Below are 13,294 nucleotides of genomic sequence, written 5' to 3'. Positions count from 1 at the left end.
GTACCTCAACCGCGTCGGGCTCGCCGCCCGGGACCCGTTCGCGTGCCCCATGGTCACCGAGCTCCGCATCCACTGACGCCGTGCTGACGACCATGCCCACCGGCACCGTGAAGTGGTTCGACCACGACAAGGGGTACGGCTTCATCCACCCCGACGACGGGTCCGATGACCTGTTCGCGCACTTCTCCAGCATCGTCGCGACGACCGGCTACCGGGCGCTCGAGGAGAACGACCACGTGCAGTACGAGGTGGGTCCCGGCAAGAAGGGCCCGCAGGCGGACAACATCTCGATCATCCGCTGATCGCACCACGACGAACAACACCCCGACCGATCCGGTCGGGGTGTTGTTCGTTGCACGCGCGGGCGCCGTCCGGCGCGAACGGCTTCTCCTCCGGGGCGCCCCTAGGCTCGGGGCATGCGGGGAACGATGATCCGACCGACCACGGAGGACGACTGGGAGTCGGTCCGGGCACTGCGCCTTGAGATGATCCGGGACACCCCGAAGGCCTACGGGGAACGCCTCGACGACGCGGAGCGCCTGGTCGAGGCGGACTGGCGCCGCCGCGGTCGCCGTGAGGGTGACGTCGGTGGGACGACCCTGGTCGCGGTCGACGCCGACGGCAGCTGGCTGGGGACGATGGGGGTGTACGTCCCTGGGCCTCGTGTGGGCCCGCTCCTGGTCGGCGTCTACGTCACCCCGTCCCACCGCGGCCGCGGGGCCGGCGTCGCGGATGCCCTGCTCGACGAGATCGAGGTGTGGGCGGCGGCGCACGGGTCGGCCCTGCGGCTGCACGTCCACGAACGGAACCCGCGCGCGCGGGCCTTCTACGCCAGGCGCGGGTACGAGCCGACGGGTGCGACCGAGGCGTACGTGCTCGACCCGAGCGAACGGGAGATCGAGATGATCCGGCAGCTGCGGGGTTCGCTGTGACCGCCGGGATGCCTGTTCGGTGGGTGCTGCTCGACGTTGGCGGTGTCCTCGAGCTGGTTGACGACGCGGCGTGGCCGGGACGGTTCCGAGCGCGGTGGGCGGAGCGCCTCGGGATGACCGCGGACGACTTCTCCGCGCGGCTCGTCGCAGCCGACCTGCCGGACGCCGCCCGCGAGACCGGCGTCGTCGACCGGTACTGGGGTGGGATCGGGACCGCGCTCGAGCTCTCAGCCCTCCAGCTCGCCGACATGCGGGCCGACTTCTGGGATGCGTACTGCGGCACGCTGAACCAACCGCTGTTCGACTTCGTCGCCGGGCTCCGGGGGACGGTCGGCCTCGCGATCCTGTCGAACTCGGGCGACGGAGCGCGGGAGGAAGAGGAGCGACGCTTCGCGTTCTCGGCGGTGTTCGACCCGATCTGCTACTCCCACGAGATCGGCGTGACGAAGCCCGACCCGGAGGCCTGGCGCAGCGCCCTGCGGCAGATGCGGGCGAGTCCGGACGAGGTGTTCTTCGTCGACGACGTGGCGGAGAACATCGAGGCCGCCCGCGCCGTGGGGATCCGCGGGCACCTGCACGTGGCGACGGAGGAGACCATCCGCGTGATCGCTGCCGCGGTGCGGGGAAGCGGGCGACCGTGACCGCATCGGGTCCGTCCTCGTCGGGAGGGCGCTGAGGCGGATACGGCATGATCGGTCCGTGCCTTCTGCGAACCCGACCGCTGCCTACCGTGCTGCCCGCGACCAGCTCCTCGCCGCGGACTCTCCCGAAGCTGCTCGAACCGGCTTCCGCTGGCCGGACGTCGGCGAAACGTTCAACTGGGCCACCGACTGGTTCGACGTCATCGCGACGGACAACCCCCGCACCGCGCTCTGGATCGTCGAGGCGGACGGCCAGGAGCAGCGTCTGAGCTACGCGGAGATGGCTGCCCGGTCCGACCGACTGGCGACGCACCTGCACGGGTTCGGCGTGCAGCAGGGCGACCATGTCCTCGTCATGCTCGGCAACCAGCTCGAGCTGTGGGAGACCATGCTCGCCGTGATCAAGCTCGGTGCCGTCATCCTGCCGACCTCGACGATGCTGGACACCGCCGACCTGCAGGACCGCGTCGACCGGGGCTCGGTGGCGCACGTCGTCACGAACCGGAGCGAGACGCACAAGTACGACGACGTCCACGGTGCCTTCACGCGCATCGTCATCGGCGGTCCCGCTGACGGGTGGACCGAGTACCCGAGCGACCTGGGCGAGCCCGCTCCCGCCGACGAGGTCCGTCCCCACGTCGTCACCCGCACGACCGACCCGTGCCTGGTCTACTTCACGTCCGGCACGACGTCGAAGCCGAAGATGGTCGTGCACACCCAGACGTCGTACCCGGTCGGGCACCTCAGCACCATGTACTGGCTCGGGGTCCGGCCCGGTGACGTGCACCTGACGATCAGCTCGCCCGGATGGGGGAAGCACGCCTGGAGCTGCTTCTTCGCGCCGTGGATCGCCGAGGCCACGGTGTTCATCCACAACACCGCACGCTTCGACCCCGCTGCACTCCTCGCGCAGCTCGAGCGGGCCGAGGTCAACACCTTCTGTGCGCCGCCGACCGCGTGGCGGATGATGCTGCAGTCCGACCTCGGCGCGAGGCCGCGGGCGCTCCGCGAGGTCATCTCGGCCGGCGAGCCGCTCAACCCCGAGGTCATCGGCCGCGTCGAGGCGGCCTGGGGTCTCACCATCCGCGACGGCTACGGACAGACCGAGACCACCGCGATCATCGGCAACGCCCCGGGTGCCGCCGTGACACCGGGAGCGATGGGCAAGCCGCTCCCCGGCGTGACCGTCACCCTGCTCGACCCGGTCACGGGCGAACCGGGGGACGAGGGCGAGGTCTGCCTGGACCTCACCGAGCGGCCCGTCAACCTGATGGCCGAGTACCTGGGTGATCCCGACCGCACGGCGTCGTCGATGCGGGACGGCTTCTTCCACACCGGCGACATCGCGGTGCGGGACGCCGACGGTGAGCTGACGTTCATCGGTCGCACCGACGACGTGTTCAAGTCCTCCGACTACAAGGTCTCGCCGTTCGAGGTGGAGAGCGCCCTGCTCCAGCACCCAGCCGTGGCCGAGAGCGCGGTCGTCCCGGCACCCGATGACGCCCGCCTCAACGTCGTCAAGGCGTACGTCACCTTGGCCACCGGATGGGAGGCGTCGGCCGACACCGCCAGGCAGGTGCTGGAGTACGCGCGCACGGCCCTCCCCGCCTACGCGCGCGTCCGCCGCGTCGAGTTCGCGGAGCTCCCGAAGACCATCTCGGGCAAGATCCGCCGCGTGGAGCTGCGGGAGCGCGAGGAGCAGTCGGTGAGCAACGGCACGCGCGCCGAGGGGGAGTGGCGCGACGAGGAGTTCCCCGGACTCCGCGCGCCCCGACCGTCGGCCAGGTGACCGACGAGTGGAACTGATCAGGGACGTCTCCCGCGGCGACTGGCTGCTCGCTCGCGCTGGCGCGTTCGGCAGCATCGGCGGTGTCGCGGGCACCGGGTTCGAGTCGTACGCCCGGGTCCTGCACCCGCTGCCAGCGGAGCGCGAGGACCGCACGACCGTCGATGAGCACGGTGACCATCCGGTCGTCGGGTCTGCCGAATGGCGCTGGGCCGACGTCGCCGCGCGGACTGGCCAGGTCCTGCACCCGCTCGTGTCGTGGGGGACCGTCAGCGGTCGGAGCGACGAAGACGACGTGTCCTTCGCGGACGGCTGGGTCGTTCACCCGCCGGAAGAGGGCTGGTACGAGCCGACGCAGTTCGCCGCGCTCACCGGGCTCCTTGCCGACGCGACGTCGACGCCGGACGACCTGGTCGGGGCGATCTGGGACGGGTGGGGCGACCTGAACGGTGGCTCGACCATGGGCTTCGGGTGGCAGGGGAGCGGCGAGCCGACGGCGGCCGAGCGCACGGAGATGCAGGAGGAGATGGCCCGGATGCGGGCGCAGCACCGGCGGGAGCAGGCTGCGCTCCGGGAGTCGCTCGCGGGTCCGCGCTTCCTGTGGCCAGCCCGCGAGTTCTTCCTGCTCTCCATGTCCCTGCCGCAACTCGGCGACCCGTCCTGGATGGATGACGCCCGCGTGGGCACGTACATCGACGTCTGGCACACTCCGCAGATGCTCTGGCCGGACGGGCACGAATGGGTGCTCGCCACCGAGATCGACTGGGACTCGACCATCGTCGCCGGGTCCAGGTCGCTGGTCGACGCGATCCTCGGGGACGACCGGTTCGAGGCGTACGAGGTCGAGGCGGACGCCTCCCCGGGCTGATCAGACCGGCACGGGCGCCTCGTTCGTCACGCGCCGGACACTCCGAGTGGACGCGGCGACCACGGTGGCGACGACGATGACGACGGCGCAGCCGATCAGGGTCGTGGTCGTCCCGGCCGCGTGCGCCAGCGGTCCCACCAGGGCCTCGCCGAGCGGGACCGCGATGAACGATCCGACCATGTCGTAGGAGTAGACCCTCGACAGCACGGCCCTCGGCACGTTCGACTGCAGCGCGTGGTCCCAGGCGACCGCGAACAGCTCGATGGCGACCCCGCCCAGTGCGAACGCGACGAGCAGCGTCGGCAGGGCCGGTGCGATGCCGAGCACCAGCACGGGAAGCGCGGTCACCGCCATCAGGGCCACACCGATGCCGAGTGCTCGCCGTGGTCGCCACCGCAGCGCGATCAGCGCGCCGAGCGCCAGACCGACGGTCTGGGCGGCGACCACCAGCCCCCACGCCGCCCGGCCGAACGAGCCGTCCGCGACGACCGGACCCAGCACGGTCGTCGCACCGACGAAGGCGGCGTTGAGCACCGCGAACTGGGCGACCACCGTCCAGACCCAGCGTCTTCCCGAGAACTCGGCCCATCCCTCCCGGATGTCCGCGATCACCGACGGACGGTCAGCCGGTGCGACCGACGGGCGTCTTGGCAGTCGGATCCGCGCGTACAGGGCGGCTGCGACGGCGAAGCCGGCGGCGTCGACCGCCAGCCCCCACCCGGCGCCGACGAGCGCGACCATGCCAGCGCCGGCGGAGGCGCCGACGATGGTGCCGCCGTTGATGCTCAACCGGATCACGGCATTGGCAGGGCGGAGCAGCGCCTCGGGCACGGTCTCGGGGACCATGGCCGCGGTCGTCGGGAGGCTCACCGCGGCGACCGCGCCGTTCAGGACGCTCAGCACGACGAGGAGCGTCACGGTCGCGGTCCCGCTCAGGACCAGCGCGGCGACGGCGGCCTGCGTCAGTGCGGCGGCGAGCGACGTGACGACGAGCACCACGTCGCGGGGGAGCCGGTCCGCGACGACCCCGCCGAACAGCAGGACGGCGACGTTCGCGACCGATCGCGCGGCGACCACGAGCCCGAGGTCGACGGGTGATCCGGTGAGGTTGAGGACGGCGAACGCCAGGGCTATGGGCGCGACCGCGTTCCCGAGGATGCTCGCCGTGCGGGCCGCGAGGAGCCAGCGGAACGGCGCGTGAGCGAGGACGCCCGTGGTCGGCGCACTCACGGTCGCCGCATCGGGAACATCGCGACGGTCATCGACACCGGGACGGTTCCCGGAGTGCGTGGGCGCTGGGCAGCAGCGTGGAGCAGGGCGGAAGCCTGTCCGACGTGGTGCACCACACGGCGCCACGTCTCGGGGCCCACCCACAGTTCGGCATCGGTCGAGACGCCCGGCCCCGTGCTCCGGTGTCGTACCCGGCGCCGGAGCTCCTCGACCTGGGCCTCGACGTACACGAGCTGGTCCTCGACGGAGACGTCGGCGCCGCTGTCGGGGACGGCATCGAGGTCGAACGGTTCGGATGACGACTCGTGCCGGTACCGCTTCGCCTCGCCGCCACGGAGCCGGACGACCTCCACGACGGCGACCAGCCCCGCCCGCTCGAGGACGCGGAGGTGGTAGCTCGCGGTGGCCTGCGAGAGACCGAGCTCCCGGGCGGCCTCGGCTGCGCTCATCGCGGTGCTCGTCACGAGTGACAGCAGGCGGAGCCGGATCGGGTGCGCGGTCGCCCTGAGGGACTGGAGGCTGGACATGCGCCCATGCTCGCTCGCCCCGAGGACACCGTCAAATGCCCCTTTGGGGGTGACGGTGACCCACCCCTGCCCATCCTGACCGGACCCCCACGTCACCCTGCAGGCGCACACATCTCCCCCCAACGGCGGACGCGGCGCCGGATGCCCCTCCCGTAGCGTCGTGGCCGTGATCGAAGTCAGCCACCTCACCAAACAGTACGGTCCGAAGACCGCCGTGGACGACGTCTCCTTCGTCGTGCGCCCCGGCAGCGTGACCGGCTTCCTGGGGCCCAACGGCGCCGGGAAGTCCACCACGATGCGCATGATCATGGGGCTGGACCGGCCCACGTCCGGCACGGCCACCGTGAACGGCCAGCCCTACACGACCTTCCGCGACCCGCTCCGGCAGGTCGGCGCCCTGCTCGAGGCGAAGGCGGTGCACTCGGGCCGCAGCGCCTACAACCATCTGCTCTCCCTGGCGGCCACCCACGGGATCCCGAAGACCCGCGTGCACGAGGTCATCGACATGACCGGCCTCGACTCCGTCGCGAAGAAGCGCGTCGGCGGGTTCTCGCTGGGCATGGGGCAGCGCCTGGGAATCGCTGCCGCACTGCTCGGCGACCCGAAGACCCTGATCCTCGACGAGCCGGTCAACGGCCTCGACCCGGACGGCGTCGTGTGGGTCCGTCAGCTCGCCCGCCGCATGGCCGCCGACGGCCGCACGGTGTTCCTGTCGAGCCACCTCATGAGCGAGATGGCGCAGACCGCGGACCGCGTGGTCGTGCTCGGCCGGGGCAAGGTCCTCGCCGACGCCCCGATCGCCGAGTTCGTCGCGGGTGGTGGCGGAGGAGTCGACGCCGCCGTCAGCCGCGTCATCGTCCGTACCCCGGACCCGAACGGCCTGTTCCAGGCGATCGGCCCGAAGGCAGCGGTCACCCAGCGCGAGGACGGCTCGTTCCTCGTCGTCGGACCCGACGCCCCGACGGTCGGCAACATCGCCGCACAGGCCGGCGTCCCCCTGCACGAACTCACCCCGACCGGCGCGAGCCTGGAAGAGGCCTACATGGCCCTCACCCGCGACGACGTCGAGTACCGATCGGAGGGCACCCGATGAGCGCCACCACCTCGCCCACCACCCCGTCGACCCGCATGCCCAGCTCGGTCCGCCTGTCGTTCCCGCACCTGGTGCGGAGCGAGTGGATCAAGCTGCGAAGCATCCGGTCCACGTTCTGGTGCTACGCGATCCTGGTGGTCGTGACCATCGGCATGGCCGCGCTGGTCGGTGCGAACACGAACAGCGGTGGGCAGCAGATGCCGACGGACATCGCCAACGGCACGTTCGTGAACGCCAACACCGTGGGCGTCCTGCTCTCGTCGCTCGTCGTCGGCGTGCTCGGCGTGCTCATCATCACCGGTGAGTACGGCACCGGCCAGGTCCGCTCGACCTTCACCGCCGACCCCCGTCGCGCCGGCGTGATCCTGGCGAAGGCCACGGTCCTCGCCGTCACGACCTTCGTGGTCAGCGCCGTCGCCACCTGGATCGGCGTCCTCATCTCGCTCCCGCTGCTGGCCGGCAACGGTGTCGAGCCGGAGATCGGTGACCCGTCGGTGTTCCTGCCGATCCTCGGTTCGTCGGTGTTCCTGACCCTGCTGGCGCTCCTCGCCTACGGCATCGGTCTGCTCGTCCGATCGAGCGCCGGTGGCATCGCGATCACGCTCGGCCTCCTGCTGGTCGTGCCGACGGTGCTCGCGCTCATGAGCGGGCTGATGAAGGTCGACTGGCCGATGGACATCGCGTCGTTCCTGCCGGACTCGGCCGGGGCCCAGCTCTACGCGTACTCGTACGACGGCCAGAGCGCCGCCGACAACAGCGGCGTCGTGCTGAACGGCTGGGGCGGCTTCGGCGTCCTCGCGGCCGAGGTCGTCGCCGTGGGCGCGCTCGCCCTGACGCTCGCCCGCCGTCGCGACGTCTGACGCGACCATCCCACGGACGGGAGGCGCGGTGCCAGCCGGCGCCGCGCCTCCCGTCGTCCGCGGAGCGCGCCCAGGGCGTCGTCATGCAGTGACGGCGCGCAGCGGCTGGCCCTTCGGGTCATCGGCAGTGAGTGACGTCGAGATCGTTCAGGCCGCGCCGCCGCGCCGCCGGGCCGCCGCGCCGTTCGTCGTACCGGTGCAGCGTGACGCCGTTGTCGTAGCGCTGCTGCTCGATGAGGTCGAGGTGCACGAGTCGCCGCACGGGCGTTGAACTCGCGGTGCACGGCTCGTCGATCCGGACCGCACCGCACCGAGCGGACAGGGCGGCACCGGACCGTGGCGGTCCGGTGCCGCCGAGCGTACGCTCGCGCACGTCGCCAGTCGACACCGGCAGTTCCCCCAGCAGTACCTTCCTCAACGACGAGAGCAGGTCAGGCATGCGCCGATCGTCCACCGCACTCCTCGCCGTCGTGACGTTCCTCGGCGTCGTGACCACGGGCCTCCAGGCCGGTCCAGCGGATGCATCCGCGGTGCCGCCCGGACGGACCGAGGCGACCACCGCCACGAGCACGAGCACGACCTCGACGGCGGGCCGCGGCAACGGCCGCGCTGCGCCGAGCCACCGGAACCCGATGGCGCTCACCCTCCCTGACGGGCAGACGGCTGCGAGCTGCGCCGACCCGACCGTGATCCACGGAGCCGGACGCGACCGCAACTGGTACCTGTACTGCACGACCGACGCCCTGACGGCGACGGAGCAGAACCCGGACGGGTCCCTGGTGCAGCACGCTGTGCCGACGTACCGGTCGACGGACCTGACCGACTGGACCTACGTCAACGACGCGTTCCCGACGAAGCCCGCCTGGGTCGGCGACACCAACGGCGTCTGGGCGCCGGACATCGTGTACCGAGCGGGCGACCGCGGTCGGCCGGGCACCTGGTACCTCTACTACGCGGCATCGGACACACCGTCGGCAACGGGACCGACCGGCGGCGGATCCGCGGTGGGGGTGGCGACGAGCGCGAGCCCGACCGGCCCCTGGAAGGACTCCGGCGGGCCCGTCGTGGCCCCGCAGGCCGCGGCGAACGGCGACGGGCAGCGGTGGGCGTTCGATCCCGAGGTGGTCAGCGACAACGGGAAGACCTACCTGTACTTCGGCAGCTACTCCGGTGGGGTGAACGTCCGACTGCTCAGCGCGGACGGACTGCGCTCCGACCCGTCGTCCGAGCGCCAGATCGCGATCGACAACCGGTACGAGGGCGCGTACCTGATGCGCCACGACGGCTGGTGGTACTTCATGGGGTCCGCGACGAACTGCTGCAACGGTGCCCTCACCGGCTACGGCGTCTTCGTGGCCCGCTCCCGCAGCCCGCTCGGTCCGTTCACGGACCGCGACGGGGTCGCGATCACGAGCACCCGGGTCGGAGGCACGCCGCTGCTCGCGCAGAACGGCAACCGCTGGGTGGGTACCGGGCACAACACGGTGGTCACCGACTTCGCGGGCCAGGACTGGATCATCTACCACGCGGCCGACCGGAACGACCCGTACTACGCGGGGCAACCGACCTACACGAAACGGCCCGCACTGATCGACCCGCTCGACTGGAAGCGCGGGTGGCCGGTGGTCCGCGGAGGTGCAGGTCCCTCGGACTCGGTGCAGCCCGGACCCGTCGCACAGCCGGGGCAGCGGGCGACGTACCGGGCGACCTGGGCTGCGGTCGACGTGCCCGGTCGGTCCATCCGCGCGCTGTCCACCGACTTCGACGGGACGACCCTGCCCACTGCACTCACCTGGACGCGGGAGCCCGACGCCTCGACGTGGACCGTCGCGGACGGCACGTTCCGGTGGCAGACGCAGGACGCCGACATCCACCCGCCGGACACCCCGCTCGCCTCGGTGCTCTCCGGGCCCGCTCCGCGCGGCGACTACGTGGTCGAGACGACGGTCGGGGTCGACACTCCAGCGACGGGCGACGGCGTGAACTACGTGCAGGGCGGACTCATCGTGTACGGGGACGACGGCAACTCGGTGCGGCTCACGTCGAACTCGATCTTCAACACCCGGCAGACGGAGTTCGGCAAGCAGGTGTCCGGGCAGCCGGCCGGGGCGCCGAGCTACGGCAACATGGTCGTCGGGCCGGTGGGGGACACCACCACGTTGCGGATCGTGCACCGGGTGGTCAGCGGGGAGCACCGGTACACGGCCTACACGAGCCTCGACGGCCGCGACTTCGTCCGCGGCGGGACGTGGACGGCGGACCTCGGCACTGCGCCCCGCGTCGGGCTCATCTCGCTCGGCGGGGCCGGGTTCACGAGCACCTTCGAGGACCTGCGGGTGAGCACGGTGACGACGCTCCGCTGACGGCACGCGCAGGCCGTGGGACGAGGCGCCTGCGGCGACGCGAAGCACCGGTGTTCGCAGGCCGAACCGCTGTCTGCGCGTGTTCGATCAGCGAACACCGGTGTTGTGCACCTCTGCCTCGTCCGTGTACCCGTCCGCAGGCCGGCTAGGAGTCTTCGGAGATGACGCCGACGGTCTCGCCGGTCTCCGCCGGGTCGAGGCTGCGAGCCACGTCCGCCTGACTCAGCATGCCGACGAGCCGGTGTCCGTCGATCACGGGCAGGCGCCGGACCTGGTGCTGCTCCATGGTGGTGAGCGCGTCGCGGACGTCGTCGTCGGCGCCGATCGTGACGACCTCGCTGAGCCCCAGGTCCTTCACGGAGAAGTCACCCGGGTTCCCGCCCTTCGCGACGCACTTGACGACGATGTCGCGGTCCGTCACGACACCCTTGAGCTTGTCGTCCTCGCCGCAGATCGGCAGGGCACCCACGTCGAGGTCGGCCATCTTCTTCGCCGCGTCGACGAGCGTGTCGTTCTCGCCGACGCACTCGGCTCCCTCGGTCATGATCTCGCGTGCAGTGGTCATGGTGGGTCCTTCCATCGGTTCCGGAAGTCCCCGGTCTACGCGCGGCCGCATCGCGTCGGACGCAGATCGCCGTGCCGCCCGCGCCGACCGGACAGGCGACGGACCACTCGCGTTCAGCCGAAGAACGTCGCCGGCGAACGCGACACCCCTCGGGATGGGAAGATGCATCGTTGGTGCCGGATCCGAGAACGAGGGTTGGATGATTCCGACGGAGGAACACGACACGAGCGCGCCGCTGCTCGACGGGCGCTACCGCCTGGAACAGGCGATCGGGCAGGGCGGCATGTCCGTCGTGTACCGCGGCGTCGACGAGAGCCTGCACCGCCCGGTCGCGATCAAGGTGTTCCACGCGGGCATCGTCGACATCGCCCGGCAGGAGGCTGAGCTCGGCGTGCTGGCCGCGCTCGAACACCACAACCTCGTCAGCCTGCTCGATGCCGGTGTCCTCGTGGGCGCAGACGGTACCCAGCAGCGCTTCATCGTGATGTCGCTCGTCGTCGGACAAGACCTCGAAGAGCGGCTCGCCGTCGGCCCGCTGGCCTCGCGCCACATCGCCGAGATCGGCTACGACATGGCCGAGGCGCTCGACTACATCCACGCCCACGGCGTGGTGCACCGCGACATCAAGCCGTCGAACATCCTGCTCGTCGACTACGGCAACGACTCCGACCGGGCCCGAGCGCGCCTGACCGACTTCGGCATCGCGATCGCCGCCGGAGTCGAGCGCCTCACCGCCGACGGTGTGACGACGGGCACCGCGGCCTACCTCAGCCCGGAGCAGGCCCGCGGAGGCGAGGTGGGCCCGCCGAGCGACGTCTACTCCCTCGGCCTCGTGCTGCTGCAGTGCTTCACCCGCCGCCGCGAGTTCCCCGGTTCGCTCGTCGAGTCCGCCGTCGCACGGCTGTCCCGAGACCCGGTGGTGCCCGAACCCCTGTCCGAGCACTGGAAACACCTGCTCAGCGCGATGACCGCGCAGGACCCGGCGGCCCGTCCGCTCGGACCCGACCTCGTCGCGATGCTCCGGGACGTCGTCATGGCCGAGACCGCCACCCCGGACCACGTCGTCGAGCCCGCAGCCGAGTCGGTGCCCGCACGGGCCGATACCGACCGCCCGACCACGCTCGACTCCCTGCCGGACGAGTCGCTGCAGCGCACGACCGCCATGGCCGCCCGACTCTTCGACGCACCGATCGCGCTGGTCGAGGTGCTGGACGAGGACCGCGAGTGGTCACAGTCGTACATCGCCGAGGGCGTCGACGAAGCTGCTCGGAGCATCAGCTTCCGGAACGGCTTCGCACCCATCCCGGTCCCCGTGGTGATCCCGGACGGCTCCACCCACCCCGAGATGCGCAACAGCCCGCTGGTCACCGGGCCGCTCGGGATCCGCTTCTACGTGAGCGTCCCCCTCGTCAAGCACGACGGTGCGACCATCGGGACCCTCGCGGTGCTGGACACCCGCCCGCGCGAGGCGACCGAGGCCGACCTCGCGAACCTCCGCGACCTGGCGGCGCTCGCCGTCACGCAGCTCGAGATCCGCCAGGAGTCGCTCCGCACCACGAGCGACGCCCTGCCGGTCGCGCGGGTGGTGGGCGGCCAGACCGCCTGACGGGAGGCTCAGTGCCGGCCCGCACCGCGCCTCCCGTCCGCCCCGTCCTCACCGCCACCGCCCGCCCTGCCCCCGCACCGCCCCCGCGCATCCCCGCACCGCCCCCGCCGCTCAGCGTCAGCGAGCGGGCGAAACACCCGGGTGGGTCGTTGGAGCAACCCGGCATTCTGCCCGCTCGCGCCTTCATGCCCCGGCGTGCATGTCTCCGGTGGAATACGCGCATGCCTCCCGGCGAGGGGGCGAAACACCAGGGTGGGGGCATCCCCTGACGGCGGATTTTCGCCCGCTCGCGCGGGCCGTGACTCCTCGTTCGACGCGAGCGGGCGAAAGACCAGCGTGGAGCGGCGCAGGGACCCCGGTGTTCTGCCCGCTCGCGCTGCGCGGATGGACCGCCGGACGGGAGGCCCGGTGCCAGCTCGCACCGCGCCTCACGTCCGCGCCGGCGGCACCGCCACGGCCCCGCTCAGCCGCGCATGGCCGCCTCCGTGTCAGCCGGACGGATGACGCGGGAGGGGCCGGGCTTGTCCTACTGTCGCTCTCGGCGGGCGACGAACGTCGCCCAAGAGGGGAATCTCGTGTTGACGAACGTGTCCGGGCTCCATGCAGTGGTGATCCTCGTGCTGCTGGCGCTCGAGATCGTGGCGCTGGTCCAGGTCTGGCGCGACCCCCGTCGGACGCAGCTCGTCAAGGTGCTGTGGACGGCCGTCATCATCGCGCTGGCGGTGGTCGGCGTACTCGGATGGGTCGTGAACTGGGTGCTCGGCAAGGCCGCAGACGCCCTCCAGCGCCGGAACGCGTGACCGACCGGGCCGGCCACGAACCA

The 13,294-nt window shown here is 71.5% G+C and carries 14 protein-coding genes; 10 read left to right on the top strand and 4 right to left on the bottom strand.

The window, feature by feature from the left end; translation table 11 throughout:
• The first annotated feature begins 92 nt into the window (after positions 1–92).
• The 5 genes from ITJ56_RS16555 (at position 93) to ITJ56_RS16535 (ending at position 4,227) form a co-directional block, all read left to right on the top strand.
• Entirely contained in the window at positions 93–302 is a 210-nt protein-coding gene (locus ITJ56_RS16555) for a cold-shock protein (protein WP_194631734.1), read from the top strand.
• Between the two features lie 114 nt (positions 303–416).
• The gene (locus tag ITJ56_RS16550; RefSeq protein WP_194631728.1) at positions 417–932 is read left to right on the top strand and encodes a GNAT family N-acetyltransferase; all 516 of its coding nucleotides are present in this window, start codon (positions 417–419) and stop codon (positions 930–932) included.
• Positions 933–940: 8 nt separating this feature from the next.
• Positions 941–1,573, top strand: coding sequence for an HAD-IA family hydrolase (locus tag ITJ56_RS16545; protein WP_194631727.1), 633 nt, complete (start codon positions 941–943; stop codon positions 1,571–1,573).
• 58 nt (positions 1,574–1,631) lie between these two features.
• A complete protein-coding gene (locus ITJ56_RS16540) occupies positions 1,632–3,362 on the top strand; it encodes an AMP-binding protein (protein ID WP_194631726.1) in 1,731 nt (576 codons plus the stop codon).
• 7 nt (positions 3,363–3,369) lie between these two features.
• Positions 3,370–4,227 carry a hypothetical protein gene (locus ITJ56_RS16535; RefSeq protein ID WP_194631725.1) on the top strand — a complete coding sequence of 286 codons (858 nt, stop codon included), beginning with the start codon at positions 3,370–3,372 and terminating at the stop codon, positions 4,225–4,227.
• Here the strand turns inward: ITJ56_RS16535 and ITJ56_RS16530 are convergent, their stop codons facing one another.
• Together ITJ56_RS16530 and ITJ56_RS16525 are read right to left on the bottom strand one after the other, a co-directional pair.
• Entirely contained in the window at positions 4,228–5,457 is a 1,230-nt protein-coding gene (locus ITJ56_RS16530; RefSeq protein WP_194631724.1) for an MFS transporter, read from the bottom strand.
• Positions 5,454–5,984, bottom strand: coding sequence for an ArsR/SmtB family transcription factor (locus ITJ56_RS16525; RefSeq protein WP_194631723.1), 531 nt, complete (start codon positions 5,982–5,984; stop codon positions 5,454–5,456). The genes ITJ56_RS16530 and ITJ56_RS16525 overlap by 4 nt, the downstream gene beginning before the upstream one ends.
• A 166-nt stretch (positions 5,985–6,150) precedes the next feature.
• Here ITJ56_RS16525 and ITJ56_RS16520 point away from each other — a divergent pair, with 166 nt between their 5' ends.
• Both ITJ56_RS16520 and ITJ56_RS16515 read left to right on the top strand, forming a co-directional pair.
• Entirely contained in the window at positions 6,151–7,077 is a 927-nt protein-coding gene (locus ITJ56_RS16520) for an ABC transporter ATP-binding protein (protein ID WP_194631722.1), read from the top strand.
• Positions 7,074–7,937 carry an ABC transporter permease gene (locus ITJ56_RS16515; protein WP_194631721.1) on the top strand — a complete coding sequence of 288 codons (864 nt, stop codon included), beginning with the start codon at positions 7,074–7,076 and terminating at the stop codon, positions 7,935–7,937. The genes ITJ56_RS16520 and ITJ56_RS16515 overlap by 4 nt, the downstream gene beginning before the upstream one ends.
• A 118-nt stretch (positions 7,938–8,055) precedes the next feature.
• Here ITJ56_RS16515 and ITJ56_RS16510 read toward each other — a convergent pair whose 3' ends face one another.
• On the bottom strand, positions 8,056–8,376 hold the full coding sequence (locus tag ITJ56_RS16510) for a hypothetical protein (RefSeq protein ID WP_194631720.1): 321 nt from the start codon (positions 8,374–8,376) through the stop codon (positions 8,056–8,058).
• On the opposite strand from ITJ56_RS16510, the gene ITJ56_RS16505 reads away from it, so the two are divergent.
• Positions 8,375–10,300, top strand: a complete 1,926-nt coding sequence (locus ITJ56_RS16505) for a family 43 glycosylhydrolase (protein WP_194631719.1) — start codon at positions 8,375–8,377, stop codon at positions 10,298–10,300. The two genes, ITJ56_RS16510 and ITJ56_RS16505, sit on opposite strands and share 2 nt — an antisense overlap.
• Positions 10,301–10,445: 145 nt before the next feature.
• Here the strand turns inward: ITJ56_RS16505 and ITJ56_RS16500 are convergent, their stop codons facing one another.
• The gene (locus ITJ56_RS16500; RefSeq protein ID WP_194631718.1) at positions 10,446–10,865 is read right to left on the bottom strand and encodes a CBS domain-containing protein; all 420 of its coding nucleotides are present in this window, start codon (positions 10,863–10,865) and stop codon (positions 10,446–10,448) included.
• Between the two features lie 199 nt (positions 10,866–11,064).
• Between ITJ56_RS16500 and ITJ56_RS16495 the strand changes: the two genes are divergently transcribed.
• Positions 11,065–12,471, top strand: a complete 1,407-nt coding sequence (locus ITJ56_RS16495; RefSeq protein WP_194631717.1) for a protein kinase domain-containing protein — start codon at positions 11,065–11,067, stop codon at positions 12,469–12,471.
• 575 nt (positions 12,472–13,046) lie between these two features.
• The gene (locus ITJ56_RS16490; RefSeq protein ID WP_194631716.1) at positions 13,047–13,271 is read left to right on the top strand and encodes a hypothetical protein; all 225 of its coding nucleotides are present in this window, start codon (positions 13,047–13,049) and stop codon (positions 13,269–13,271) included.
• Positions 13,272–13,294: the final 23 nt, after the last annotated feature.

It is taken from the genome of Curtobacterium sp. VKM Ac-1376 (assembly GCF_015351025.1).
Classification (GTDB): Bacteria; Actinomycetota; Actinomycetes; order Actinomycetales; family Microbacteriaceae; genus Curtobacterium.
Note: the sequence above shows the minus strand (reverse complement) of the source record. Positions and strands in the feature narration are given on the sequence as shown.